The organism is Stutzerimonas kunmingensis, from assembly GCF_021432085.1.
GTDB lineage: Bacteria > Pseudomonadota > Gammaproteobacteria > Pseudomonadales > Pseudomonadaceae > Stutzerimonas.
In genome coordinates this window covers 2,488,556-2,512,128 of the sequence record NZ_CP090366.1, presented here as the reverse complement: position 1 = coordinate 2,512,128, position 23,573 = coordinate 2,488,556, and the positions used below count along the sequence as shown (strand labels likewise).

Genomic DNA, 23,573 nt, shown 5'->3' with positions numbered 1-23,573 from the left:
GTGGTGTCCGGAGGCTCGCTATAGTCCTGCGCCGCCGATTCCCCATCGGCGCACTGCTACGCAACCTCCGCCCGGATGGCGAAATTGGTATACGCAAGAGACTTAAAATCTCTCATCCGAAAGGGTATGCGGGTTCGACCCCCGCTCCGGGCACCAGTCTTCACGCGGCTTCAGCCTTCCAACATCCGTTCTGCCATTCGCGCATTGTTCATTTATGCAATTGGCGCGAGCGCTCCTGTCACGACCGCAGCGCCTGGCGAACGTCATATCTATTGAACGCAATTGACACTTGGTTGTTGGCTGACGTTCATATCGAACTTACTGGTACCACGCTGTTGCTCTTATCAATGTCTAGAAAGATAGTGTGAGTGTATTTGTGTCTGCAGATACATAAAGTGCTATGCTGTGCCCATGGAATTAATCGAGCAATTGCCATGACTGCGACTCTTCAGGCACCCGCGTTTACCAAAGATCAGTGCGCCGCCGGCCTTCGTACTGCGGTGAACATTCTCGAAAAATGGCAGGCGTCTACCGAACAGGCCTGTCGGATATTGCGTATCTCCCGCAGTACTCACGCACGGGCCAAGCTCCGCAATGCAGATTGGTCGGTCAGCCTGGACCCCGACCAGATGCAGCGCGTCAGTTTCATTCTCAACATCCACGCAGCACTGCGGCTGATCTTCGATAACCCGGAAAACACCTACGGCTTTGCGGCAATGCCCAATCACAACGAATTCTTCAACGGGCGATCGCCGCTGGAGGTAATGGCTCAGGGGGACATGATTTCCCTGTACGAGTCGTTCCGCCGTATCGACAGCCTGCGAGGCGCGCAGTGGTAGTGCCGCAGCGACTGCCGATTCGGGCCGATGCCAGGTGCCAGTCGTACCGGCTGGTGAACTCCAAGTATCCCCCCATCGATCTGTTCGATGACGTAGCCGACGCCGAGGAATTTGAAATCCTTTATCAGTTGCAGGCGCTGACAAACCCGAGATTGCACAATGAAACTGGCCGCCTCGAGCTGATTCCTCGGTCAGAAATACCATTCGGCATTCCGGGCTGCTCCTACGCTACGGCGCCGTTCACCCACGTGAATCCAGCCGGCTCTCGTTTCAGCGATGGCAGCTACGGCGTATTGTATCTGGCCGACAGCATGGAAACGGCACTGGCCGAGGTGCGGTATCACCAGGAGCACTACTGGTCGAATGTCGTAGGCTTGAACTTCGAGCGGTTCGTTTTCCGCGGGTTGTCATGTCAATTCAACGAGGCCGGGCTGCTGGATGCCACGAGCGTGTCGATGTCGGATCCGATCTACGACGCGGATGATTACTTCCAGTCCCGCCAGTTCGGTCGCCTCGCCAGGCAAGAGGGATTCCCCGGGTTGCGATATCACTCGGTACGTAGCCCAGGCCGGCACTGCTGGGCACTCATGACGCCGCGGCGCGTACTGTCCATCGTTCAGACCGCACACTACGAGATGATCTGGAACGCTGGCATCACCAGCGTCAGCGCGATCACCGAAGTCTGATGCTGGCGCGTTAGCCGTCTTCTCCTCCCTGCACCGGCCATCCGATTGCGCCGTGCTGCCAAACCGCTGTAACAATCATCGCGCATCGTCTGCTCATGGACTCCCCATGGCGCAAGGACGCTCCACCGAACTCACGACGTGAGGACGCGAACATGAGCAAGCGATCACTCGAAGAACTGGTTACCCGATCGGATATCAGTGCACTCCAGCCCATGGTGCATTGGCGCCGCGGGCGCCGTAACGGTCAGGACAAAGCCGGGCCGAACGCTGCCGCACTGATTCAGCGCGCCGCACATGATATCGGCATGCTGAGAACCGCGGTACACAGCTAAGCTCGACTCCTGTCAGGCCTCGCGAACGGGTCGCAAGGCCTGTTCCAGAGCTTTTCTGTGGCCTTGACGGCTGTCAATGGCAAAAATAGTAAGCAGCCTAACTTTCGCTCCGATGTCAACCAAGGAGCGGCACATGAAGAACCTGCATCCCCATCATCTGACCCCCTACCTGCTGAGTGCTGGCCTGTTATGCAGTCCGGCAGTTTTCGCTCAGGAAACCTTCAGCAGCTTGTTCACCGACGCGAAACCGATTCTGGATGTGCGCTATCGCTACGAGCACGTCGATCAGGACAACACACTTGAGCACGCCAACGCCCAGACGCTACGCACCCGGGTCGGCATTCAGACCGGCAAATGGTACGGCCTGTCGGCGCTGGTCGAGGCCGACAACGTAAGCCGCCTGGGTGATGCGGCCTACAACAGCACACGCAACGGCCAGACCGATTACTCCGTGGTAGCCGACCCCGACGGCAGCGAAATCAACCAGGCGCTGTTGCGCTACGACCACGCGTTCGGCAGCGCCATTGCCGGCCGTCAGCGCATCAATCTGGACAACCAGCGCTTCGTCGGTGGCGTCGGTTGGCGGCAGAACGAACAAACCTACGACGGTGTGCTGGGCCAGATGCAACCGCTCGACAAGCTGACCCTGACTTACGCCTACATCAACAACATCAACACGATCTTCGGCCCGGGCGACAACCGTTTCGACAATCGCACCAACCCGGCCAATATCGAAGGCCACAGCCATCTGTTCAACGCCCGCTACGCGCACTCACCGGAGCTGACGGCCACCGCCTACAGCTATCTGCTGGGACTGGACAACATCGCCACTGCACCCGCCGCTGCGCTCGGCACCCTGTCCAGCAAAACCACAGGTCTGCGTCTGAATGGTGGCCTCCACGGCATCAGCTATGCGCTTGAATATGCACGCCAGCAGGACTACGCCGGCAATCCTCAGGAGCTGAGCAGCGAGTACTACCTGGCCGAGCTGGGCTATGCCCTCAAGGGTGCGACTTTGAAAGCGGGCGTGGAAGTACTGGGTGGCGACTCGGGGCCGGGCAATCGCGCCTTCCAGACGCCGTTGGCCACCAAGCACGCCTTTCAGGGCTGGGCCGACACCTTCCTGCTGACGCCCGCGGACGGCGTGCAGGACGTCTATCTCGGCGGCACTCTGCCGCTCTTCGGCGGCACGCTGCAGGCCTGGTACCACGACTTCCGCGCCGAACGTGGTAGCGAGCAGTACGGGGAAGAGATCAACATCGGTTACAGCCGCGCCATCCCGCTGGTCAAGGGGCTGGTCGCAACGGTCAAGTACGCCGGCTACGACGCGGACGATTATTCGGTGGACACCGAGAAACTTTGGGCGCAGCTGCAGTACAGCTACTAAGCGATACGGCTCGGGCGTTCGCGCCCGACCTTCCTACTCAGCTATTGCGTGTGACGCGGCAGACGCAGCGAAATAATCGCGGCGAGCAGTACGAAGAGAGAAGACACCCACAGGCAAGCCTGTAACCCATAGGCCTGGAACACCCAGCCTGAGAGCAAGGTACCGATCAGCCGGCCCATGGCGTTGGACATGTAGTAGAAGCCCACGTCCAGCGAAACGCCGTCTTCCTTGGCATAGCTGACAATCAGGTAGCTATGCAGCGAGGAATTCACCGCGAACAGCGCACCGAATAGCAGCAGCCCGCCGATCAGCACCCATTGGGGCGATGCACCTGTTGTCAGGCCCACAGCGATTGCCGCCGGTAGCGCCGCCAGCAGTGCGGCCCAGATGAAGGCCGCACGTCCATCCGGTACCTTGCCGCTGCGCTTGCCGGTAATGGCCGGCGCCATCGACTGGACGATGCCGTAGCCGATGATCCAGCAGGCCAGAAAGCCGCCGACCATCCAGAAGTTCCAGCCGAAGACGGTGCTCAGGTACACCGGTAGCGCGATGACGAACCAGACATCGCGCGCCCCGAAGAGAAACAGCCGCGCGGCCGACAGCACGTTGATTGCCTGGCTTTTGGAGAGGATGTCCTTGAACTTCGGTTTGGCCTTCGCCTTGCCAAGATCCTTTTTCAACAGCACCAGGCTGCTGATCCAGATCACCGCTAGCACCGCAGCCATCGCCAGGACCGCGCCGGCGAATCCCAGCAGCGTCAGCAGTGCGCCACCGAGGAAAAATCCCACGCCCTTGAGCGCATTCTTCGAGCCGGTGAGGATGGTCACCCACTTGTACAGCGTGCCCTGCTGGCTGTCGGGTACCAGGAGCTTGATCGAGCTCTTGGCCGACATCTTGTTCAGGTCCTTGGCGATACCGGACAACGCCTGCGCACCCATCACCCAAGGCACCGTCAGCCACGCCGCAGGCACGGTGAGCATCAACAGCGCCACCACCTGCATCGCCAGGCCGAGGTTCATCGTCCGGTTCAGGCCGAGTCGAGCGCCGAGATAGCCGCCAATCAGATTGGTGACGACACCGAACACCTCGTAGAACAGAAACAGCGCCGCAATCTGCAGTGGCGTGTAACCCAGCGAATGGAAATGCAGCACCACCAGCATGCGCAGCGCGCCATCTGTGAGCGTGAACGCCCAGTAGTTACCGGTGACGATCAGGTACTGGCGCACCTCGGGGGACAGTCGGGCAAGGGCTTGCATGGTCGGTTCCGGATTGATTGAGCAGGTGCATTGCGCAACTAGATTGGCGAGCAGCGATGGCGTGGCATGCCGAGAGTCGGGGGCGTCGAGTCACGGATTTGCCGTAGGGTGGGCTTCAGTCCGCCACCCTGCCGTTTCCATAACCCGCACCGCTCTCGGCAACACGCCACTCAGCGGCATCTCACCCTGCCAGCCCCACCATGCGCGCCAGTTCCACGGTGCGGTTGGCATAGCCCCATTCGTTGTCGTACCAGGCGTAGATCTTCACCTGAGTGCCGTTGACGACCATGGTCGACAGCGCATCGATGATCGACGAGCGCGGGTCGGTGCGGTAATCGATGGAAACCAGTGGTCGTTCCTCATACCCGAGGATGCCCTTCAGCTCGCCCTCGGCCGCGGCCTTGAGCAGCCGGTTCACCTCGGCGGCATCGGTAGCGCGCTCCACTTCGAACACGCAATCGGTCAGCGAGGCATTGGCCAGTGGCACGCGCACGGCATGGCCGTTCAGCTTGCCGCGCAGCTCCGGGAAGATTTCGGCGATCGCCGTGGCCGATCCCGTGGTCGTGGGAATCAGGCTCATGCCCGAGGCGCGGGCGCGGCGCAGGTCCTTGTGCGGCTGATCAAGAATGCTCTGGGTATTGGTCAGGTCATGGATTGTGGTGATCGAACCGTGGCGGATGCCGAGCTGCTCATGGATCACCTTGACCACCGGCGCCAGGCAGTTGGTGGTGCAGGACGCTGCGGTGACGATGCGATGCTGCGCCGGATCGAACAGCCCATCGTTGACGCCCATGACGATGTTCAGTGCGCCCGGCTCCTTCACCGGCGCGCTGACCACCACGCGTTTGACGCCCTGCTCCAGGTACTGATGCAGCACCGCCACGGTCTTCATCTTGCCGCTGGCCTCGATGACCAGATCGCAGCCCGACCAGTCGGTTTCACTGATCGCCTTGTTGGCGCTGACCTTTATTCGCTGGCCGTCGATCACCAGGCAGTCGCCATCGGCGCTCGCTTCGCGCTGCCAACGTCCGTGGATGGAATCGAAGTTCAGCAGATGCGCATGGGTCGCCGCGTCGCCAGCGGGATCGTTGATCTGCACGAAGTCCAGCTCTGGCCAATCCCATGCCGCGCGCAGTGCCAGACGTCCGATGCGGCCGAAGCCGTTGATGCCAACTTTGATGCTCATGGATGACTCGCTTTTGAAAGGTGAATCAGGAAGTTCGTGGCGCAAACATGATGATCGCCATGCCTAGCATCGCCACGGCGCAGCCAAGCAGGTCCCACCAGGTCGGGCGCACGCCATCGACCAGCCACAGCCAGACCAGTGCCACGCCGACATACACGCCGCCATACGCCGCATACACGCGCCCGGCGGCGGTGGGATGCAGCGACAGCAGCCAGGCGAACAGCGCGAGGGAAAGCGCAGCCGGCAGCAGCAACCAGATACTCTTGCCCTGTTTCAGCCAGAGGTATGGCAGATAGCAGCCGACGATCTCCGCTATCGCGGTAATGACGAACAGGCCAAGCGTATTCAGCATGCGAAGCCCGTCATGCGCCGAAGCGTTCGATCCAGCCGACATGGGCCGGATGCTGGATAGCCTTGGGGCGCAGCGCCTGGACGCTGGCGACGGCAGTCGCGCGCGGCACGTCGCGGTCTATCAGGATGCGCGCTGCGATCAGTCCGGTACGACCAGAGCCACCCTTGCAGTGAATGGCGACGCGTTTGCCGGCATCCAGCAGTTCATTGATACGGTCTGCCGATCGCTCCCAGGCCTGGTCGAAGTCCGCCAGCGGCTCCTGTTCGTCAGCCACCGGCAGGTGAAACCATTCAAGGCCGCGCTCGGTGCAGAGTTGCGGCAGCTGCGTCGCCTCGTTGCGGGCCAGCTCTTTGGCGGGCATCAAGGTGATCAGCGCGTCGGCGCCGGCCGCTTGCAGGGTCGCCAGCGCCTCGTCGACGCTGCTGCCCTTGCTGCCGGGACACGGTGTGAAGATCAGCTGACCGGCGCTGCCGGGTACTTCGAGGATGTCGTAGGGATGGGACACGCGGGCGATTCCTGGAAGTCAGATGGAGCGTTGATTGACGCGACGGGACAGCGCTTCGGCTGACTCCTTGCGTTCCGAATAGCGATCGACCAGGTAGTCGGCCCTACCGCGTACCAGCAGGGTGAACTTGATCAGCTCCTCCATCACATCCACCACGCGGTCGTAGTAGGCCGAGGGCTTCATCCGGCCGGCGTCGTCGAATTCGAGAAAGGCTTTGGCCACCGAGGACTGGTTCGGGATGGTGATCATGCGCATCCAGCGGCCCAGCACGCGCATCTGGTTCAGCGCGTTGAACGACTGAGAGCCGCCACTGACCTGCATGATCGCCAACGTCTTGCCCTGTGTCGGCCGCACCGCGCCCATGGCCAGCGGCACCCAGTCGATCTGCGCCTTGAACACCGCGCTCATCGAGCCGTGACGCTCCGGCGAACACCACACCTGACCTTCCGACCACTGCATCAGCTCGCGCAGCTCCTGCACCTTCGGATGGCTGTCCGGTGCGTCGTCCGGCAGCGGCAATCCCGACGGATTGAAGATGCGCGTCTCGGCACCGAAACGCTCGAGCAGGCGCGCAGCTTCCTGTACCAGCAGGCGACTGTAGGAACGCTCCCGGTTAGAGCCATAGAGCAGCAGGATGCGTGGCCTGTGTTCTGGACCTGCCGGCAGAGCAAGCTTGTCCAGGTCAGGCATATCCAGCAGATCTGGGTCGATATTGGGCAGATCGTCGTTCATTAGGCATGTCCTGCCAGGTTCAAAGTGTGCCGATGCGCGCCGGCTCGGTTCTCAGCGTAGCGGCATCCAGGTGAGCGAGCGGTAGCGCGAGAAACGCGGTGAAACGTAGCTTGAGCCTGACCAGCGTGGCATCGAACGCCGCTTTTATTTCCTCGGGACTACCGACGCTCTCGGAAGGATCGGCAAGCCCCCAGTGCGCCTTGGTGGCTGGGCCGAACTGTACCGGGCACGCTTCGCCCGCGGCCTTGTCGCAGACGGTAATGACGAAGTCGGGATTCAGCGCCTGATGCGCGTCGCTGCTCTTGCTATACAAGCCATCAGCCGCAATGCCGGCCCGCGCCAGCGTCTCAAGCGTCAGCGGATTGATATCGCCTCGGGGTTCGCTGCCGGCGCTGAACGCGCGCATGCCGGCCGGCGCGAGATGGTTAAACAGCGCCTCGGCCAGAATGCTGCGGCAGCTGTTGGCGGTGCAGAGAAAGAGAATCTTCATGGTCGTTCTTGATTCAGGCGCATGAGCTGGCGCGTTCTGGGCGGTTGCGCATACTTTCGAGGCGCTGCACGTTATCGCCCAGCCAATTCTTGTTGGCGGCCAGGATCGGCTGCAGCATGTCGGTCACCCAGTCAGGCAGGTGCGGGTGGAGTCGGTAGTAAACCCACTGGCCCTGACGGCGGTCTTCCAGAATTCCGCATCCGCGCAGCAGCGCCAGATGCCGCGAGATCTTTGGCTGGCTTTCATCCAGCGCACAGGTCAGCTCGCAGACACACAATTCGCCTTCGCGGGCGACGAGCAACGCGATCCGCACGCGAGTCTCGTCTGCCAGGCATTTGAATACAGCGGTAGGTGTCAGGTGCTCGACCATTGATATCTTCTCAGCGCTTGTTCTTGACCAACACGAACATCTTGATCCGCTCATGTATCTCGTGAAGCGTGTGCCGGTAGGCATCCGGTTGGTCGCTGGTGGCAGGGTCTTCGAAGTTCCAGGCGATGTACTCGCCCGCATCAGGCAGTGCAAGGCATTCCAATGACGACTTATCACACAGCGTGATCACGAAATCGAACGGTTGCCCTTCCACTTCCTCCAGCGATTTGCTGTGCAAACCCACTGTCGCAACACCAAGCTGCTCGAGCGCTGCCAACGCTCGTAGATCGACCTGGGTGGGAGCGGTGCCTGCACTGAACGCCTCGAAGTGCTCCGAATCGGTATGCCGCAGCAACGCCTCGGCGAGCTGGGAGCGTGCCGAGTTGGCGACGCAGACGAACAGGACGCGTGATTTATAGGCCATGAAGCCGTCCCCCATCAGATATGCCTGGGCGAATATATTGCTTAGCGCATAAGCAAGTAAAGCTCTCTCTCTCTCGAGCTAGGCCAGCTATTTACTGCGCGCTGTCAAAGGCGAGTTTGTTGCGCCGGAACAAGAGGCGTATATTCCGTATCGCATATATTTATTCGAACGAATATCCGCCTTCACGGGAGCCGCTTGATGACAGCACCCAATGTTCTCGATGTCATCATCATTGGCGCAGGACAGTCCGCCCTGACGACTGCGTACTTTCTGCGTCGCACGTCGCTGTCCTATCTGCTGTTGGATGAACAGCCCAGTCCCGGCGGCGCATGGCTGCACGCCTGGGAGTCGCTGAGACTGTTCTCACCCGCCGCCTGGAGCTCGATTGCCGGCTGGCCGATGCCTGCTCCGGCCGAGCCGGGCAATCCAACGCGCAGCGATGTTATCGATTATTTGCGACGTTACGAAGATCGCTACCGGTTTCCCATTCAGCGATCGGTTCGAGTCGATACGATCAGCCGCCTCGACGATCTCTGGCGTGTGCAAGCAGGCGATCAGCATTGGCTGGCTCGCGCAGTCATCAGTGCGACGGGCACCTGGAGCAAGCCTTTCGTTCCGCCTTATGAAGGGCGCGAGCTTTTTCAGGGTGCGCAGATTCACTCGGCTCACTACCGTGACCCTGGTCCCTTCACAGGTAAACGGGTGATGGTGGTAGGCGGTGGAAACTCCGGCGCGCAGGTCCTCGCCGAGCTATCCAGAGTCAGCGAGACACGCTGGGTCACTCAGGAGCCACCTGCGTTTCTGCCCGACGATGTCGACGGCCGCGTGCTGTTCGAGCGCGCTACCGCGCGCTGGAAGGCGCAGCAGGAGGGACGCAGCATCGACGAGCCGGCCGGCGGCTTCGGTGACATCGTCATGGTGCCGCCGGTGCGCGAAGCTCGCGAGCGCGGCGTTCTGGTGGCCGAGCGCCCCTTCGCGCGCTTCACCGAAACGGGAGTCGAGTGGGCGGATGGGCGTCGTGAGGACCTGGACGCGGTGATCTGGTGCACAGGTTTCCGCCCGGCACTGGAGCATCTTCGTGAACTCGGCATCATCGAGGCCGATGGCAAAGTACAGGTAGAAGGAACCCGTGTCGTGAAGCAACCCAATCTCTGGCTGGTGGGCTACGGCGACTGGACCGGCATGGCATCTGCCACGCTGATCGGCGTCACCCGCACGGCGCGAAGTACCGTCGATGAGCTCGTTCAGGCACTTGCCGCAAAGGACCTGCAGCGCCCCTAGCAACCACCGATGCAATCCCGATCATCATGCGAAAAGGTGTAATTAGCGATGTCCAGTCAATGTGAAGTGGCCGGGAAGAAAGCGGCCGGCGTCCCGCTCGGATTCTTCGAGCGTTATCTGACGCTCTGGGTCTTTCTCTGCATCGTTGCCGGCACCCTCCTCGGTCTGGGACTGCCCGCTGCCGCACAAGCGGTCGGCGCGCTGGAAATCGCCCATGTGAACATTCCGGTCGGCCTGCTGATCTGGGTGATGATCATCCCGATGCTGATGAAGATCGATTTCTCGGCGCTGCGGGAGGTTTATGCACAACGGGCGAGCATGGGCATCACGCTGTTCGTCAACTGGGCGGTCAAGCCATTCACCATGGCCCTGCTCGGCTGGGTATTCATAGAGCATGTCTTCGCGCCGTGGCTCCCGGCTTCCGAGCTCGATAGCTACATGGCTGGCCTGATCCTCCTGGGCGCCGCACCCTGCACGGCGATGGTTTTCGTCTGGAGCAATCTCTGCAACGGCAACGCCAATTTCACCCTGACCCAAGTGGCGCTGAACGACGTGGTAATGGTATTTGCCTTTGCGCCAATCGTCGCCCTGCTGCTCGGCGTGTCGTCGATTCCAGTGCCCTGGGATACCCTGTTGCTCTCGGTAGTGATGTACATCGTCATTCCGCTGGCCATCGCCCAGTTCATTCGCGGCAGGCTGATGAAGCGCGGTGAGCCGGCCTTTCAGGCGGCACTGGCGAAGGTGCAGCCATTTTCCATCGTGGCGTTGCTGGCGACCCTCGTCCTGCTGTTCTCCTTCCAGGGCGAAGCGATCGTGGCCCAGCCGTTGATCATCGCCATGCTCGCGGTACCGATCCTGCTGCAAACACTATTCATCGCCGGACTGGGCTACTGGCTCAACCGTCGCTTCCTGGTTCGCCATGATGTTGCCGGCCCTTCAGCGATGATCGGTGCTTCGAACTTCTTCGAACTGGCGGTTGCCGTTGCGATCGTGCTCTATGGTTTCAATTCAGGCGCGGCCCTTGCGACCGTAGTTGGCGTATTGATCGAGGTGCCGGTCATGCTCTGGCTGGTGCGCAGCATCAACCGCAGCCGTGACTGGTACAACCGGGCGTTGCCGGCTGATTGAGCTGGAACTACTCACCTTCGCTTGACCCTGATCAGCAGGGCGGCGCGCAGGCTGACTACCATCGATGCAGACGCCTGAGAGGACCACAGACATGGACAGCCCCGCACAAGAGCAGCCTGCCTCGACCAGTGACACACCACTTTCGCTGAGAGCGCACTTGGCTAACTTCTGGCGGGGCCATCCCACCGAAGCCAAAGTGCTGCTCGGAATGTGCGCGGCGTTCCTGCTGATCTTCTTCCTGCCGATGGGCCAGCCCCGTTTCGAAAACGCGGTACTGGAAGGCCTGCGCCTGACGCAGTGGTACGCCCGTGAACATGTGATTCTCTGCCTGCTGCCAGCCTTCGTCATCGCGGGCGCAATGGCCGTCTACATCAGCCAGGGCGCCGTGATGAAGCACCTAGGCCCGGCTTCACCGAAGCCCGTGGCGTTCGGTGTGGCATCCATCGCCGGCACGCTGCTGGCGGTGTGCTCCTGCACCGTACTGCCGCTGTTTGGCGGCATCTACAGGCGTGGTGCCGGCCTGGGTGCAGCAATCGCCTTTCTCTATTCGGGGCCGGCGATCAACGTCATGGCCATCGTGGTCACCGCCAAGGTGCTTGGCGCCGAGCTCGGGATCGCTCGAGCCGTTGGTGCCATCGTGTTCGCCTTGGTAATCGGCGCCATCATGCACCTGCTCTACCGCCGCGAGGAGGCTGCACGCGCGGCCAAAAGTGCCCGCGGTTTCGCCGGCGACGACGACGGGCACCCGCTCGGCGACATCGTCGCCTTGTTCAGCTTGATGATCGGCATTCTGGTATTCGCCAACTGGGCCAGCGCGGAGAACTCGGCCTGGATGGCCGTGCATGCCTGGAAGTGGCCGATCACCGCAACCCTCGCCATCTTGCTGGCGTCATTGCTGGTGCGTCGCTGGAACTGGTCGGTACGACCGTTGCTCGTGATTGGCGCGCTGGTCGCTGCGAGCGCTCTGCTTGCGCCTCAGTGGCCGGAGCTTGCCATGGTCATAGGCATCGCGGGGTTGATGCTACAGGCCAGTCGCCAGAACGCAGCAAGCCAGGAATGGGTCGGTCAGAGCTGGGACTTCACCAAACAGATCATGCCGTTACTGCTTGGCGGGGTGCTGATCGCCGGCATGCTGCTCGGCCGCCCCGGCCACGAAGGGCTGATTCCCAGCGAGTGGGTCGTCTGGGCTGTGGGCGACAACAGCTTCACGTCCACCCTCCTCGCCTCGGTCCTTGGCGCCTTCATGTATTTTTCTACCCTGACCTAAGTACCCATCGTGGAAGGCCTGCTGGGCGCAGGAATGGGCAAGGGCCCGGCACTGGCAATCCTTCTGGCGGGGCCTGCGTTGCCGCTACCGAACATGCTGGTGATTCGTACCGTGCTCGGCACGCAGAAAACGATCGTGTACTGCTCGCTGGTAGTGGTCATGGCCACGCTCAGCGGCTATCTCTATGGCCAACTGATGTGAGGACGACAATGAAACTGACTGTTTATGGGTCAGGCTGCGCCAAGTGCCAACAGCTTTCCGCCAACGCCGAAGCTGCCGCGCGGCGACTCGGCCTGGAGTTCGAGGTCGAGAAAGTCACCGACGTAAACGCCATCATCGACGCGGGAGTCATGCGCACCCCTGCGCTCGCAGTTGATGAGGAGATTGTCGTGGAGGGCAAGGTGCCAAGCAGCGATGAGCTTGAGCAGCTGCTGGGCTGAGTGATCTCGTCGCAATGCTGCAATGCGGCACGACTGTCGAACGGAACCGTCCTGTGCAGTTCACGGCCTCATAGTTGAACTGTCAGGAGGAGCGAGAAGTGTCCGATTCGATGACGTACCTGGCCATAGCGGCCGCGGTAGCGCTGATAGCCGCGAATCTGCTTGCGATCATCAGCGTCTTCAAAAGTGAGCGAGCCGTAGGCGCAAAGGCGCTTTGGGCAATCGGTATTGCCGTCTTCCCGATACTGGGACTGCTGTTCTGGCTGCTGGTCGGCTTCCGCCGGGCGCGCTGATCAGGGCTTCAGCCCCAACAGATACAGCGCTTTGCCCAGCACCCTTACCGAATCGGCATGTTGGCCAGCCTGATGCAGCTGCTCGCCCTCAGCACGCAACTCACGAACTTGCTGCAGCGTAGCGGCATCCTTGGGCGGATTGGTTTCGAGCTGCTCATCAATCTTGGCCATGTCCATGGGACAGTGCATCGCCAGCAGCGGCGTGCTGAACAGGACGGCAAGGGTAAAAGCTGTGAGGCGTCGCATGGCTGTTCTCCTCGCGCGAAAGGCGCTCTCGAAGTATAGATAGCCTTTACGGAGTCGCTCGTTGCCAAACTAATTGGCGTATCAAGATGCTTGGCTTTTAGCCGCGCAAAAGAAAAAGCCCCAAGCAACTAGTTGCTTGGGGCTTTTCAATATGGAGGCCGATGTCGGAATCGAACCGGCGTACACGGATTTGCAATCCGCTGCATAACCACTCTGCCAACCGGCCTCAAAACGAAGGCGCCGCATTATTACTGCGGCGCGATCTTACAAACTGGAGCGGGAAACGAGACTCGAACTCGCGACCCCGACCTTGGCAAGGTCGTGCTCTACCAACTGAGCTATTCCCGCGTTGTCTTGGTGACGGGCGCCATTCTATACGATCGAATGCTGCCGTCAACCCCTTGATTAAAAAAGTTTTTATTTCTTTTCTGAGGTGCTCAGGTGCGGCCAGGCAGCCATCAGGTAATTGATCATCGACCAAAGCGTCAGCCCCGCCGCCACGATCAACAGCGCATAACCCAACCCGACCCAGATTGTTGGCTGCGGCGGATTGGCCAGCAGGATCACCAGCGCGACCATCTGTGCAGCGGTCTTCCACTTGCCCAGGTTCGACACCGCCACCTGCGCGCGAGCGCCCAGCTCGGCCATCCATTCGCGCAAGGCCGAGACGACGATCTCCCGACCAATGATGATTGCTGCCGGCAATGTCAGCCAGAGGTTCGAATGCTCTTCGACCAGTAACACCAGCGCTACAGCGACCATCAGCTTGTCGGCCACCGGATCGAGAAAGGCACCGAACGGCGTGCTTTGCTCGAGACGGCGCGCCAGGTAGCCATCGAGCCAGTCGGTCAGCGCGGCAACGGTGAATACTGCACTCGCGGCCAGGTAGCTCCAGTAGAACGGGAGATAGAACAGCAGAATGAAGATAGGTATCAGCAGCACGCGTAGAACGGTGAGCAAGTTCGGGATATTCATCGGTACCACTGATCGGCGGAATTCGGGGACAGTTTACTCACTGTGCAGGGCGGCATAAATCGACTCGGCAAGCTTTTTACTGATGCCGGGAGCCTTGGCGATCTCGTCGAGGCTGGCTCTGCACAGTTCCTGAAGACCGCCGAAATGCGTAAGCAGTTCGCGACGGCGCTTCGGTCCGATGCCAGGGACACCTTCGAGCGTCGATGTTCGCCGCGCTTTTCCGCGTCTGGCACGGTGGCCGGTAATGGCGAAACGGTGCGCCTCGTCGCGCACCTGCTGGATCAGGTGCAGCGCCGGCGAGTCTGCGGGAAGCGTGAACTCGTGAGCCGCATCGTTGAGGTAAAGGGTTTCCAGCCCCGGCTTGCGCGTCACACCCTTGGCCACGCCGAGCAGGATCAGATCCGGTACGGCCAGTTCTTCGAGCACTTCACGCGCCATGTTCAGCTGGCCCTTGCCGCCATCGACCAGCAGGATGTCCGGTAGCTTGCCCTCGCCCTCCGCTGCCTTGCGGAAACGCCGGGACAGCGCCTGGTGCATCGCCGCATAGTCATCACCCGCGGTAACACCCTCGATGTTGTAGCGTCGATAGTCCGACTTCAGCGGCCCCTCCGGCCCGAAGACCACGCAGGACGCCACCGTCGCCTCGCCGCTGGAATGGCTGATGTCGAAGCATTCCAGGCGCATCGGCGGCTCGTCGAGTTCCAGCGCTTCGGCCAGCGCGTCGAACCGAGCGGACAGATGCTGACGATTGGCCAGGCGTGCAGCCATCGCCTGTTCCGCGTTGGTCAGCGCCAGCTGCTGCCATCGCGCACGCGTGCCACGTACGCGATGGGTAATGGTCAGATCGAAGCTGCGCAGCTCGGCGATGGCACTGATCAGCGTCGGAAAGTCCTCGTGCACGGCGTTGACGATCAGCTCTCCCGGCAGATCGCGTTCGGCGGCGCCCAGGTAGTACTGCTCGAGAAACGCCTGCAGCACCTCGGCGACACTTTCCTCGATAGCCACCTGCGGGAAGAAATTCTTGCTCCCCAGCACCCGGCCGCCACGCACGGTGATCAGGTGAACGCAGGCGCCGCCCGGGCTGACCACCGCGGCGACGATATCCACGTCGCCAGTGCCGCCCTCCATGCTCTGCTGATCCTGCACGCGACGCAGGATGCCGATCTGATCGCGAATCTCGGCGGCACGCTCGAAATCGAGGTTCATCGCCGCCTTTTCCATATTGCGTGACAGCTCTTCGGCCAGCGCATTGCTACGGCCTTCGAGGAACATGACCGAATGTCGTACGTCCTCGGCGTATTCCTCCGGCTCGACCAGATTTACGCACGGCGCCTTGCAGCGCTTGATCTGGTACTGCAGGCAGGGACGTGTGCGGTTGCGGTAGTAGCTGTCTTCGCATTGGCGCACGAAGAAGGCCTTCTGCAGCAGGCTCAGGCTTTCGCGAATCGCGCCGGCGCTCGGATAGGGGCCGAAGTAGCGTCCCGGCTCCTTCTTCGCGCCCCGGTGAATACTCAGTCGTGGAAACTCACCGGCCGAGAGGAACACATAGGGATAGGACTTATCGTCCCGCAGCAGGATGTTGTAAGGCGGTCGCCATTGTTTGATCAGGGTCTGCTCGAGCAGCAGCGCCTCGGTCTCGTTGGCGGTGATGGTGGTTTCGACCTGAGCGATCTTGGCCACCAGGGCGGCGGTCTTCGGGGCCTGGCCCGTCTTGCGGAAATAGCTGGCCAGACGCTTCTTGAGATTCTTGGCCTTGCCGACGTAGAGCAGTTTGGCCTGTGCGTCGAACATGCGGTAGACGCCCGGCCGGCCGCTGCAGGCGGCCAGGAACGCCGATGGGTCGAAGGTTTCGCTCATCAGTTGACGGTGTCGACCATCCCGTGGCGAACCGCCAGCAGGGCAAGCTCGACATCACTGGTAATCGACAGTTTTTCGAAGATGCGATAACGATAGGTGTTGACTGTTTTCGGCGAGAGACAGAGCTTGTCGGAGATGCTTTGCACCTTCTGGCAGTTGGCGATCATCAATGCGATCTGGATTTCCCGCTCCGAGAGCAGATCGAATGGCGATTCGCTGAGCTGCGGCTGGAAGGATTTGAGCGCCAGTTGCTGGGCGATCTGCGGGCTGATGTAGCGCTGACCACCGAATACCATGCGAATGGCCTGCACCATTTCTTCCAGCGCCGCACCTTTGGTCAGATAACCCGCCGCGCCAGCTTGTAGGAGGCGCGTCGGGAAAGGGTCTTCTTCACATATGGTCACAGCGATGACCTTCAGATCGGGGTAGCTGCGCAGCAGCTTGCGGGTCGCCTCGAGGCCACCGATGCCCGGCATCTTGACGTCCATCAGCACCACATCAGGCTTCAGTTCCCGCGCCTTGCGGATGGCGTCTTCGCCGGAATCCGCCTGGCCTATCACCTGAAGACCGGAGATGTCCGCCAGCATGCGACTGATGCCCGTGCGAACCAGATCGTGGTCATCGACCACCAGCACCCTAATCAAGCAGACACCTCATTGACCGTACTAAAAGCTGGCTGGCTGCTCGCTTTTTCAGGAGCGAACTCTATCAAAAAAATCATCGGCCTGGCCGATCACGACGCAGGTAACTGATCGAGATCATAAGTCCATCCCCTCTGCCGACGAATTGCATGCTGAACGTCGATGAACGGCCAAAGTCACAAACCAGATGGCCATTTCCCTGGATTTCCCATGCTTACCCTGATCGCCGCACTGGTGCTTACGGCCACTCACATGCTCGCCGGTAGACTGAGCAAACTCCACCAGTTACCGCGTAGCCGCTGGCTATCCGCGGCCGGCGGCGTCGCCGTTGCCTATGTCTTCGTCCACCTGCTCCCCGAGCTGGCCGACGGGCAGAGGGTGATGGAGGATAGCGGGTTTCACCCGCTGCGCTACCTGGAACACCATGCCTATCTGCTGGCACTGGTCGGCCTGGTCTGCTTCTACGGGCTCGAACGGCTGATCAAGCAGCACCGCGACGAGCGGCCTGAAGGTGCACCTTCCCACGCGGGCGTGTTCTGGCTGCACATAGGTGCATTTGCCGGCTACAACGCACTGATCGGCCATATCCTCGCCAACCGTGATTCCGGCCAGGCGCTGGAACTGGTCTGGTACACCGTGGCCATGTCGCTGCACTTCATGGTCAACGATGTGGCCCTTCAGCATGATCACCAGGACCTTTTTGCCCGACGCGGCCGCTGGATCCTGGCGGGGGCAACCCTGATCGGCTGGGCGTTCGGCTCGATCATCGAACTCTCGGAGCTGGGTGTGTCGGCCGTAACCGCCTTCATCGCCGGCGCGATCATCCTCAACGTCCTGAAGGAGGAGCTGCCGACGGAAAGGAACAGCCGATTCGGTGCATTCCTGCTCGGGTCGCTCGGCTACTCCTTCCTCCTATTGTTGATGTAGCCGAGCCTACCGCGCCTGTGTTCCTCTCCTGGGCCTGCGCATCAAACGATAGGCGGCCGGGATGACGAACAGCGACAGCAGCGGCGCACTCAGCATGCCGCCGACCATCGGCGCCGCAATGCGGCTCATCACTTCGCTGCCGGTGCCCGCCCCCAGCAGGATCGGCAAAAGACCGGCGACAATCACTGCAACGGTCATCGCCTTCGGGCGTACCCGCTGCACCGCACCTTCGCGGATTGCTTCGCACAGCGCGGCCTCGCCGTTCAGCCCGTCGCGCTGCTGGTCTGCCCAGGCGTTCTTCAGATATAGCAGCATGATCACGCCGAACTCCGCAGCGACTCCCGCCAGTGCGATGAAGCCGACGCCGGTGGCCACCGACAGGTTGTAATCCATCAGGTAGAGAAACCAGACGCCGCCGGTCAGCGCGAACGGCAGGGTCAGCATGATCAGCACCGCCTCATCCAGCCGGCCGAAGGTCAGGTAGAGGAGGAAGAAGATGATCAGCAATGTCGCGGGCACGACCAGCTTGAGGCGCTCGTTGGCGCGCTCGAGAAACTCGAACTGGCCCGAGTAAGCCAGGCTCATGCCGGGCAGCAGGCTGACTTCGCTGCTCACCGCATCGCGCAGATCGGCGACGACCGACGCAATATCCCGGCCGCGCACGTCGACGTAAACCCAACCCGCCAGCCGCGCATTCTCGCTGCGTAGCATCGGCGGACCGTCGCTTATGCGCACTCGCGCCACACTGCCCAGGGTGATCTGGCTACCCTGCGGCGTGAGGATCGGTAGCTGCTCCAGCCGCTGGGGGGTATCGCGCCATTCACGAGGATAGCGAACGCTGATCGGATATCGCGCAAGGCCCTCAATGGTCTCACCGACGGTTTCGCCACCGATGGCGCTGGAAACGATGGATTGCACATCGGCGATGTTCAGCCCATAGCGGGCGGCGTCCCGACGATCGATATCGATATCGACGTAACGCCCGCCGACCAGGCGCTCGGCCAGCGCCGAACTGACACCCGGCACCTTCCTGGCAACGGCCTCGACCTGCTGGCTGACACGGTCGATCTCCTCCAGATTGGCGCCGGCGATCTTCACGCCGATCGGGCTCTTGATGCCGGTGGCAAGCATGTCGATGCGATTGCGGATCGGCGGGATCCAGATATTGGTCAGGCCTGGCACCTGCACAGCCCGGTCCAGCTCGTCGATCAGCTTTTCCGGCGTCATGCCGGCGCGCCACTGCTCTCGCGGTTTGAAGCGGATGGTGGTCTCGAACATCTCCAGCGGCGCCGGATCGGTCGCCGACTCGGCGCGGCCCGCCTTGCCGAACACGGTCTCGACTTCCGGAACCGTGCGGATCATACGATCAGTCTGTTGCAACAGCTGCGCGGCTTTCTGTGCTGACAGCCCCGGCAGCGCCGAAGGCATATAAAGCAGATCACCCTCGTCCATCGGTGGCAGGAACTCCCCGCCCAAGCGTGACATCGGCCACAGCGTGGTAGCCAGGATCAACACGGCTACGCCAACGGTCAATTTCGGGTGATCCAGCACCGCATCCAGCGCAGGGCGGTAGACCCGTATCAACCCGCGGTTGAGCGGATTGCGTGACTCGTCCGGCAGCTTGCCGCGAATCCAGTAGCCCATCAGCACCGGCACAAGGGTCACCGAAAGCCCCGCCGCTGCGGCCATGGCATAGGTCTTGGTAAAGGCCAGCGGGCCGAACAAACGGCCTTCCTGCGCTTCGAGGGTGAACACCGGAATGAACGACAGGGTGATGATCAGCAGGCAGAAGAACAGCGCCGGGCCGACCTCCTGCGCTGCGCTGGTCATGACCTGCCAGTGCTCTTCACCCTCCAGCTCCTTGCCAGGATTGGCGTGGCGCCAGGCCTCGGCCTTCTTGTGCGCGTTCTCGATCATCACCACCGCCGCGTCAACCATCGCACCGATGGCGATGGCAATACCGCCCAGCGACATGATGTTGGCGTTGATGCCCTGGTAACGCATCACGGCGAAGGCGATCAATATGCCGATGGGCAGCGAGACGATCGCCACCAGCGAAGAGCGCAGGTGCCAGAGGAAGATGCCGCACACCAGTACGACGACGACGAATTCCTCCAGCAGCTTGAAGCTGAGGTTCTCCACCGCGCGGTCGATCAGCTCGCTGCGGTCGTAGGTGGTGACGATTTCGACACCCTCGGGCAGGCTGCTTTTCAGCTCTTCGAGCTTGGCGTGTACGGCGGCCAGGGTTTCCCGCGCGTTCTTTCCGCTGCGCAGGATCACCACCCCGCCGACCGTTTCCCCTTCCCCGTCGAGCTCTGCGATGCCCCGACGCATTTCCGGGCCGAGCTGGATATGCGCCACATCGCCCAGCGTGACCGGCACGCCCCTGGCGCTCAGCTGCAGTGGAATCTGGCGAAAATCCTCGAGCGTCTGCAGGTAGCCGGAGGCGCGGACCATGTATTCGGTTTCGGCCAATTCGAGTACTGCGCCGCCAGTTTCCTGGTTGGCCATGCCGATGGCCTCGATGACCTGCGCCTGAGTGACGGCAAGGCTGGCCATCTTCAGTAGATCGATCACGACCTGATACTGCTTGACCATGCCGCCGATGGTCGCCACCTCGGCCACGTTGGGCAGCGTGATGAGTTCGTACTTGAGGAACCAGTCCTGCAGACTGCGTAGTTGCGCGAGATCGTGCGTGCCGCTGCGGTCGACCAGCGCGTACTGGTAGATCCAGCCCACACCGGTGGCATCCGGCCCAAGGGATGGCTTGGCACCGGCCGGCAGCCGGCTCTGCACCTGACTCAGGTACTCCAGCACCCGCGAACGCGCCCAGTAGAGATCGGTACCGTCTTCGAACAGCACATAGACGAAGCTGTCGCCGAAGAACGAATAGCCGCGCACCGTCTTTGCCCCAGGCACCGAAAGCATGGTGGTGGTCAGTGGATAGGTCACCTGGTTCTCGACGATCTGCGGCGCCTGCCCCGGATAGGGCGTGCGGATGATCACCTGCACGTCCGACAGGTCAGGCAGCGCGTCGATCGGCGTGGTACGCACTGCCCAGATGCCCACGGCAGTCATCAGCAATGTCGCCATCAGCACCAGGAACCGATTGAGGACGGACCAGCGAATCAGCGCGGCGATCATGGCTGCTTCTCCAGCGGTTGAATTCGCTCGACCAGCAGGCCTGCATCGGTTTCCCGAACGGCGAAACGGACCCGGTCTTCGACCTCGATGTCCTGCAGCAATCCCGCATCGGCCACCGCGAACACCATGGTCATGCCGGGCATGCCAAGCGTGTGGAACGGGCCGTGTGCGATCTTCACGCGGGCATCGGCGAGCGCCATGACGCGGCCCTCGGATTCATGCAGCGCCGGTGCCGGCTGAGCATGGCCATGATCATGATCGTGCTGCGTATCACTGGCCGCGGGCGGCGCGACGATGCCGCGCAAGCTGGCTTCGGAGTCCAGCAGGAACTGGCCGGATGCGACCACCTGCTGGCCCTCCTCCAGCCCGTGGAGGATGACGGTCTGGCTGCCGTTCTCCCGCCCGGTCTCGACTTCCACCGGGCGATAGCGGCCGCCGGCCTCGGCCAGCATCACCAGGCTGCGGCGCCCGGTGCGAATGACAGCCTCGCCCGGAATCAGCAGAACCGAGGCATCATCGCCACTGGCCAGGCTGGCCTGAGCCGTCAGCCCGGGCCGCAGCAGTCCGTCTGGATTGGGCAGCTGTATCCGCACACGTAGGGTGCGGCTTGCAGCATTGGCCTCCGGCAGCACCGCGCTGATCTCACCCTCGATGAGCTGGCCCGGCAGCGCCGGCAGCCGCGCGGTGGCGCGCTGGCCGACGCGGATTCCCTGGCTCTGCGCCTCTGGTACTGCCACTTCCAGCCAGACGCTGTCCAGACCATTGATCCGCGCGAGCGGCGCACCGGCCGCAAGCGTCATGCCTTCGCGAACGTCCAGTTCCTGCAGTACGCCGGCGATCGGGGTGGAAATGGTAATGGACGCGTTGACCTTGCCACTGCGCTCGAGCTGGCTGATGGTCGATTCCGGCATGCCGGCCAGACGCAGGCGCTGCCGTGCGGCCGCCAGCAGCGCCGGTTCGCCGATTCGCCGCAAAGCCAGGTATTCCTCCTGAGCAGCCGTCCACTCGGGAATCAGCAGGTCGGCCAGCGCTGCGCCCTTGTCCAGCACATCGCCTGGCGCATGTCGATAGACACGTTCGACGAACCCGCCGGCTCGCGCCTGAACCCGCGCGACATCACGCGCGTTGTATTCGAGCACACCGACCGCGTCGACCACATTCGCCAGCTGTCCGCGGCTGACGGTCGCCAGGCGAATACCAAGGTTCTGCGTGACGCCGGCATCGATACTGATGGCCGCAACGTCGCCATCCTCATTGGCGTAGCGTGGCACCAGGTCCATATCCATGAACGGCGACTTGCCGGGCTTTTCGAAACGGTGCTGCGGCACCATCGGGTCGTACCAGTACAGCACTTCGGCATCACGCTCGACGGCGGGTGCGAGCGGTTCGGATGCCTGGTCATCAGCGCTGGCCAGCCAGTAGCCGCCAGCCGCGCCGATCAGAGCCGTCACCCCAGCCAGGGTGACGCTTGCGAGAATGTTCCGGCTCATTTGGCTTCTCCGTAAGCGAGGTGCAGGCGCGCAGCCGCGATGGCTACCAGACCTTGCAGGTCGATGTGTTCAAGGCGGGTCTCGATCAGTTCGTTGCGCGCTGTCAGCACCGCTTCCAGTTCGCTGGTCCCGGCGCGATAGCCGGCCATCGCCAGCTCCACCTTTTCCTCTCCCAGCGGCAGCAGCACCTCCGCGTTGCGTTCAAGTGCGCGCTGCAAGCGATCCAGCTCGGCCAGCTCGACGTCCAGTTGCTCCACGAACTCGCGCGTCATGGCTTCGCGTTCGGCTTCAAGTTGTTCAAGCTCGGCGTAGCGGGCGGCGATCCGCGGGTTCTGCCGCGAGCGCTGGAACACCGGCAGGTCGAAACTGAATTGCAGATTGACCATGTCGCCATACTCGCGACCGCGCTTGAGGTAGCTAACCTCCCAACTCCAGTCGACCTGTTTCTCGGCGGTCGCCTCACGGATGCGTGCCTGCGCCACCTGGGTCAGCGGCGCATAGGCGGTCAGTTGCGGGTGCTGGCCGACCCGCTGCGCCAGTTGTTCAGGGGCAATGGCCCAGCGCGGCGGTTCGCCGAGCAGCGGTTGATTGCCATCGCTGCCGACCCAACGCACCAGCGCCGCGCGTGCCTGGCGGCGCTGCTGCTCCAGTTCGTCCTGGCGATCAGCCAATAGCGCTGCCTGTTGCTTCGCCGCGACGCTGTCGGTCAACTGCCCTCGCCCGCCGGCGATACGCGCCCGAATCGCTTCGGCGAGCAGGCGGTTCTCCTCGAACAACTGGTCGAACAGCCGGATCTTGCGTTCTACCGCGTGGGTGGCGATCCACGCCTGGGCAGTCGCCAGACGCACCCTGAGGGTTTCCACCTCGCGCGAGGCAGCGGCGCGCTCGACAGACGCCTGCGCCACATCGCTACGCGCCTTGCGCTTGTCGCGGTTCGGTACTTCCTGCATCAGGCCGACCATGCGCATGGTCATGCCGTCCTCATCGAGGCTCCAGCGCTCGGCGCCCTCAATGGGCAGATTCTGCAGCCCCAGCAGCAGCTTCGGGTCCGGCAGTTCGCCCGCGGCGACGGCTTCGCTACGCGCGGCTTGCAGCCTCGACGCCTCAGCACGCAGCGATGGCGCCTGCTGTTGCGCAAGGCTCAGGGCATCATCGAATGTCAGCCCGGCGGCTGCGCCGGGCAGGCCGAACGCGGCGACAACCACCACGCCTGCGAACGGCCGGTATTTCCCTATCAATCGGGAGATCATGGATTGGATTCCTCGGTTTCCTGCATGCCGCAAGGCATGCCTACAGCGCCTCAACGCATGAACGCGGGGCGAGTC

At 62.1% G+C, this 23,573-nt stretch carries 24 protein-coding genes, 3 tRNA genes and 1 pseudogene; 11 read left to right on the top strand and 17 right to left on the bottom strand.

Annotation, left to right across the window (positions count from 1 at the left end; all coding sequences use genetic code 11):
- Positions 1 to 69 precede the first annotated feature (69 nt).
- The 5 genes from LW136_RS11900 to LW136_RS11880 all read left to right on the top strand — a co-directional run bounded on the left by LW136_RS11900 (position 70) and on the right by LW136_RS11880 (position 3,244).
- Positions 70 to 156: transfer RNA gene (locus LW136_RS11900), tRNA-Leu, on the top strand.
- Between the two features lie 278 nt (positions 157 to 434).
- Positions 435 to 839, top strand: coding sequence for a hypothetical protein (locus tag LW136_RS11895; RefSeq protein WP_014820243.1), 405 nt, complete (start codon positions 435 to 437; stop codon positions 837 to 839).
- Positions 839 to 1,525, top strand: coding sequence for an RES family NAD+ phosphorylase (locus LW136_RS11890; RefSeq protein WP_014820244.1), 687 nt, complete (start codon positions 839 to 841; stop codon positions 1,523 to 1,525). Before LW136_RS11895 ends, LW136_RS11890 begins: the two co-directional genes overlap by 1 nt.
- 152 nt (positions 1,526 to 1,677) lie before the next feature.
- The gene (locus tag LW136_RS11885; protein ID WP_102831757.1) at positions 1,678 to 1,857 is read left to right on the top strand and encodes a hypothetical protein; all 180 of its coding nucleotides are present in this window, start codon (positions 1,678 to 1,680) and stop codon (positions 1,855 to 1,857) included.
- Between the two features lie 133 nt (positions 1,858 to 1,990).
- Positions 1,991 to 3,244, top strand: a complete 1,254-nt coding sequence (locus tag LW136_RS11880) for an alginate export family protein (RefSeq protein ID WP_102831756.1) — start codon at positions 1,991 to 1,993, stop codon at positions 3,242 to 3,244.
- Between the two features lie 41 nt (positions 3,245 to 3,285).
- Here LW136_RS11880 and arsJ read toward each other — a convergent pair whose 3' ends face one another.
- From arsJ to LW136_RS11840, 8 genes are all read right to left on the bottom strand, one after another.
- Complete coding sequence (arsJ, locus tag LW136_RS11875) at positions 3,286 to 4,500, bottom strand: organoarsenical effux MFS transporter ArsJ (RefSeq protein ID WP_102831755.1); 1,215 nt, start codon at positions 4,498 to 4,500, stop codon at positions 3,286 to 3,288.
- A 181-nt stretch (positions 4,501 to 4,681) separates the two neighbouring features.
- On the bottom strand, positions 4,682 to 5,686 hold the full coding sequence (locus tag LW136_RS11870) for an ArsJ-associated glyceraldehyde-3-phosphate dehydrogenase (RefSeq protein ID WP_102831754.1): 1,005 nt from the start codon (positions 5,684 to 5,686) through the stop codon (positions 4,682 to 4,684).
- 25 nt (positions 5,687 to 5,711) lie between these two features.
- On the bottom strand, positions 5,712 to 6,038 hold the full coding sequence (locus LW136_RS11865; protein WP_003284967.1) for a YnfA family protein: 327 nt from the start codon (positions 6,036 to 6,038) through the stop codon (positions 5,712 to 5,714).
- Between the two features lie 10 nt (positions 6,039 to 6,048).
- On the bottom strand, positions 6,049 to 6,543 hold the full coding sequence (locus LW136_RS11860; protein ID WP_102831753.1) for a phosphatase domain-containing putative toxin: 495 nt from the start codon (positions 6,541 to 6,543) through the stop codon (positions 6,049 to 6,051).
- A gap of 18 nt (positions 6,544 to 6,561) precedes the next feature.
- Complete coding sequence (gene arsH / locus LW136_RS11855) at positions 6,562 to 7,275, bottom strand: arsenical resistance protein ArsH (RefSeq protein WP_014820250.1); 714 nt, start codon at positions 7,273 to 7,275, stop codon at positions 6,562 to 6,564.
- Positions 7,276 to 7,294: 19 nt separating this feature from the next.
- Complete coding sequence (locus LW136_RS11850) at positions 7,295 to 7,765, bottom strand: arsenate reductase ArsC (protein WP_102831752.1); 471 nt, start codon at positions 7,763 to 7,765, stop codon at positions 7,295 to 7,297.
- A 13-nt stretch (positions 7,766 to 7,778) separates the two neighbouring features.
- Positions 7,779 to 8,135: a metalloregulator ArsR/SmtB family transcription factor gene (locus LW136_RS11845; RefSeq protein WP_102831751.1), complete on the bottom strand. Its 357-nt coding sequence runs from the start codon at positions 8,133 to 8,135 to the stop codon at positions 7,779 to 7,781.
- 10 nt (positions 8,136 to 8,145) lie between these two features.
- The gene (locus LW136_RS11840; protein WP_102831895.1) at positions 8,146 to 8,559 is read right to left on the bottom strand and encodes an arsenate reductase ArsC; all 414 of its coding nucleotides are present in this window, start codon (positions 8,557 to 8,559) and stop codon (positions 8,146 to 8,148) included.
- Positions 8,560 to 8,757: 198 nt separating this feature from the next.
- On the opposite strand from LW136_RS11840, the gene LW136_RS11835 reads away from it, so the two are divergent.
- From LW136_RS11835 to LW136_RS11815, 5 genes and pseudogenes are all read left to right on the top strand, one after another.
- Entirely contained in the window at positions 8,758 to 9,840 is a 1,083-nt protein-coding gene (locus LW136_RS11835) for an ArsO family NAD(P)H-dependent flavin-containing monooxygenase (protein ID WP_102831750.1), read from the top strand.
- 48 nt (positions 9,841 to 9,888) lie between these two features.
- The gene (gene arsB, locus LW136_RS11830) at positions 9,889 to 10,968 is read left to right on the top strand and encodes an ACR3 family arsenite efflux transporter (protein WP_102831749.1); all 1,080 of its coding nucleotides are present in this window, start codon (positions 9,889 to 9,891) and stop codon (positions 10,966 to 10,968) included.
- A 64-nt stretch (positions 10,969 to 11,032) separates the two neighbouring features.
- Positions 11,033 to 12,436: pseudogene (locus LW136_RS11825) on the top strand (permease).
- An 8-nt stretch (positions 12,437 to 12,444) separates the two neighbouring features.
- The gene (locus tag LW136_RS11820; RefSeq protein ID WP_041013925.1) at positions 12,445 to 12,675 is read left to right on the top strand and encodes a thioredoxin family protein; all 231 of its coding nucleotides are present in this window, start codon (positions 12,445 to 12,447) and stop codon (positions 12,673 to 12,675) included.
- Between the two features lie 110 nt (positions 12,676 to 12,785).
- On the top strand, positions 12,786 to 12,968 hold the full coding sequence (locus tag LW136_RS11815) for a PLDc N-terminal domain-containing protein (RefSeq protein ID WP_180982701.1): 183 nt from the start codon (positions 12,786 to 12,788) through the stop codon (positions 12,966 to 12,968).
- On the opposite strand, the gene LW136_RS11810 is transcribed toward LW136_RS11815, so the two are convergent.
- From LW136_RS11810 to gacA, 6 genes are all read right to left on the bottom strand, one after another.
- Positions 12,969 to 13,214 (bottom strand): hypothetical protein, encoded by a 246-nt coding sequence (locus tag LW136_RS11810; RefSeq protein ID WP_046621703.1) that lies wholly within the window; start codon positions 13,212 to 13,214, stop codon positions 12,969 to 12,971. It abuts the gene before it with no gap.
- Between the two features lie 152 nt (positions 13,215 to 13,366).
- Positions 13,367 to 13,440 (bottom strand) — tRNA-Cys (locus LW136_RS11805).
- Positions 13,441 to 13,486: 46 nt separating this feature from the next.
- Positions 13,487 to 13,562 (bottom strand) — tRNA-Gly (locus tag LW136_RS11800).
- Between the two features lie 69 nt (positions 13,563 to 13,631).
- On the bottom strand, positions 13,632 to 14,189 hold the full coding sequence (gene pgsA / locus LW136_RS11795) for a CDP-diacylglycerol--glycerol-3-phosphate 3-phosphatidyltransferase (RefSeq protein ID WP_003300236.1): 558 nt from the start codon (positions 14,187 to 14,189) through the stop codon (positions 13,632 to 13,634).
- A gap of 33 nt (positions 14,190 to 14,222) precedes the next feature.
- Positions 14,223 to 16,046: an excinuclease ABC subunit UvrC gene (gene uvrC / locus LW136_RS11790; protein WP_014820261.1), complete on the bottom strand. Its 1,824-nt coding sequence runs from the start codon at positions 16,044 to 16,046 to the stop codon at positions 14,223 to 14,225.
- Positions 16,046 to 16,690: a response regulator transcription factor GacA gene (gene gacA / locus LW136_RS11785; RefSeq protein ID WP_003284948.1), complete on the bottom strand. Its 645-nt coding sequence runs from the start codon at positions 16,688 to 16,690 to the stop codon at positions 16,046 to 16,048. The genes uvrC and gacA overlap by 1 nt, the downstream gene beginning before the upstream one ends.
- A gap of 207 nt (positions 16,691 to 16,897) precedes the next feature.
- Between gacA and LW136_RS11780 the strand changes: the two genes are divergently transcribed.
- Complete coding sequence (locus LW136_RS11780; protein ID WP_102831747.1) at positions 16,898 to 17,614, top strand: hypothetical protein; 717 nt, start codon at positions 16,898 to 16,900, stop codon at positions 17,612 to 17,614.
- A gap of 6 nt (positions 17,615 to 17,620) precedes the next feature.
- Here LW136_RS11780 and LW136_RS11775 read toward each other — a convergent pair whose 3' ends face one another.
- The 3 genes from LW136_RS11775 to LW136_RS11765 are packed head-to-tail and all read right to left on the bottom strand — an operon-like array spanning position 17,621 to position 23,498.
- The gene (locus LW136_RS11775; RefSeq protein WP_102831746.1) at positions 17,621 to 20,758 is read right to left on the bottom strand and encodes an efflux RND transporter permease subunit; all 3,138 of its coding nucleotides are present in this window, start codon (positions 20,756 to 20,758) and stop codon (positions 17,621 to 17,623) included.
- Positions 20,755 to 22,248, bottom strand: coding sequence for an efflux RND transporter periplasmic adaptor subunit (locus LW136_RS11770; protein WP_102831745.1), 1,494 nt, complete (start codon positions 22,246 to 22,248; stop codon positions 20,755 to 20,757). The genes LW136_RS11775 and LW136_RS11770 overlap by 4 nt, the downstream gene beginning before the upstream one ends.
- Positions 22,245 to 23,498 carry a TolC family protein gene (locus LW136_RS11765; protein ID WP_126526541.1) on the bottom strand — a complete coding sequence of 418 codons (1,254 nt, stop codon included), beginning with the start codon at positions 23,496 to 23,498 and terminating at the stop codon, positions 22,245 to 22,247. Before LW136_RS11765 ends, LW136_RS11770 begins: the two co-directional genes overlap by 4 nt.
- Positions 23,499 to 23,573 lie beyond the last annotated feature (75 nt).

What these genes read in the sequence shown, in the direction of transcription:
- LW136_RS11780 (WP_102831747.1), top strand. Translation starts at nt 16,898, where the DNA reads ATGCTTACCCTGATCGCCGCACTGGTGCTTACGGCCACTCACATGCTC.
- LW136_RS11770 (WP_102831745.1), bottom strand. Translation starts at nt 22,248, where the DNA reads ATGAGCCGGAACATTCTCGCAAGCGTCACCCTGGCTGGGGTGACGGCT.
- LW136_RS11765 (WP_126526541.1), bottom strand. Translation starts at nt 23,498, where the DNA reads ATGATCTCCCGATTGATAGGGAAATACCGGCCGTTCGCAGGCGTGGTG.
- LW136_RS11895 (WP_014820243.1), top strand. Translation starts at nt 435, where the DNA reads ATGACTGCGACTCTTCAGGCACCCGCGTTTACCAAAGATCAGTGCGCC.
- arsJ (WP_102831755.1), bottom strand. Translation starts at nt 4,500, where the DNA reads ATGCAAGCCCTTGCCCGACTGTCCCCCGAGGTGCGCCAGTACCTGATC.
- LW136_RS11840 (WP_102831895.1), bottom strand. Translation starts at nt 8,559, where the DNA reads ATGGCCTATAAATCACGCGTCCTGTTCGTCTGCGTCGCCAACTCGGCA.
- LW136_RS11880 (WP_102831756.1), top strand. Translation starts at nt 1,991, where the DNA reads ATGAAGAACCTGCATCCCCATCATCTGACCCCCTACCTGCTGAGTGCT.
- LW136_RS11820 (WP_041013925.1), top strand. Translation starts at nt 12,445, where the DNA reads ATGAAACTGACTGTTTATGGGTCAGGCTGCGCCAAGTGCCAACAGCTT.
- LW136_RS11845 (WP_102831751.1), bottom strand. Translation starts at nt 8,135, where the DNA reads ATGGTCGAGCACCTGACACCTACCGCTGTATTCAAATGCCTGGCAGAC.
- arsB (WP_102831749.1), top strand. Translation starts at nt 9,889, where the DNA reads ATGTCCAGTCAATGTGAAGTGGCCGGGAAGAAAGCGGCCGGCGTCCCG.
- LW136_RS11835 (WP_102831750.1), top strand. Translation starts at nt 8,758, where the DNA reads ATGACAGCACCCAATGTTCTCGATGTCATCATCATTGGCGCAGGACAG.
- LW136_RS11810 (WP_046621703.1), bottom strand. Translation starts at nt 13,214, where the DNA reads ATGCGACGCCTCACAGCTTTTACCCTTGCCGTCCTGTTCAGCACGCCG.
- pgsA (WP_003300236.1), bottom strand. Translation starts at nt 14,189, where the DNA reads ATGAATATCCCGAACTTGCTCACCGTTCTACGCGTGCTGCTGATACCT.
- LW136_RS11815 (WP_180982701.1), top strand. Translation starts at nt 12,786, where the DNA reads ATGACGTACCTGGCCATAGCGGCCGCGGTAGCGCTGATAGCCGCGAAT.
- LW136_RS11865 (WP_003284967.1), bottom strand. Translation starts at nt 6,038, where the DNA reads ATGCTGAATACGCTTGGCCTGTTCGTCATTACCGCGATAGCGGAGATC.
- LW136_RS11870 (WP_102831754.1), bottom strand. Translation starts at nt 5,686, where the DNA reads ATGAGCATCAAAGTTGGCATCAACGGCTTCGGCCGCATCGGACGTCTG.
- LW136_RS11850 (WP_102831752.1), bottom strand. Translation starts at nt 7,765, where the DNA reads ATGAAGATTCTCTTTCTCTGCACCGCCAACAGCTGCCGCAGCATTCTG.
- LW136_RS11775 (WP_102831746.1), bottom strand. Translation starts at nt 20,758, where the DNA reads ATGATCGCCGCGCTGATTCGCTGGTCCGTCCTCAATCGGTTCCTGGTG.
- arsH (WP_014820250.1), bottom strand. Translation starts at nt 7,275, where the DNA reads ATGAACGACGATCTGCCCAATATCGACCCAGATCTGCTGGATATGCCT.
- LW136_RS11885 (WP_102831757.1), top strand. Translation starts at nt 1,678, where the DNA reads ATGAGCAAGCGATCACTCGAAGAACTGGTTACCCGATCGGATATCAGT.
- uvrC (WP_014820261.1), bottom strand. Translation starts at nt 16,046, where the DNA reads ATGAGCGAAACCTTCGACCCATCGGCGTTCCTGGCCGCCTGCAGCGGC.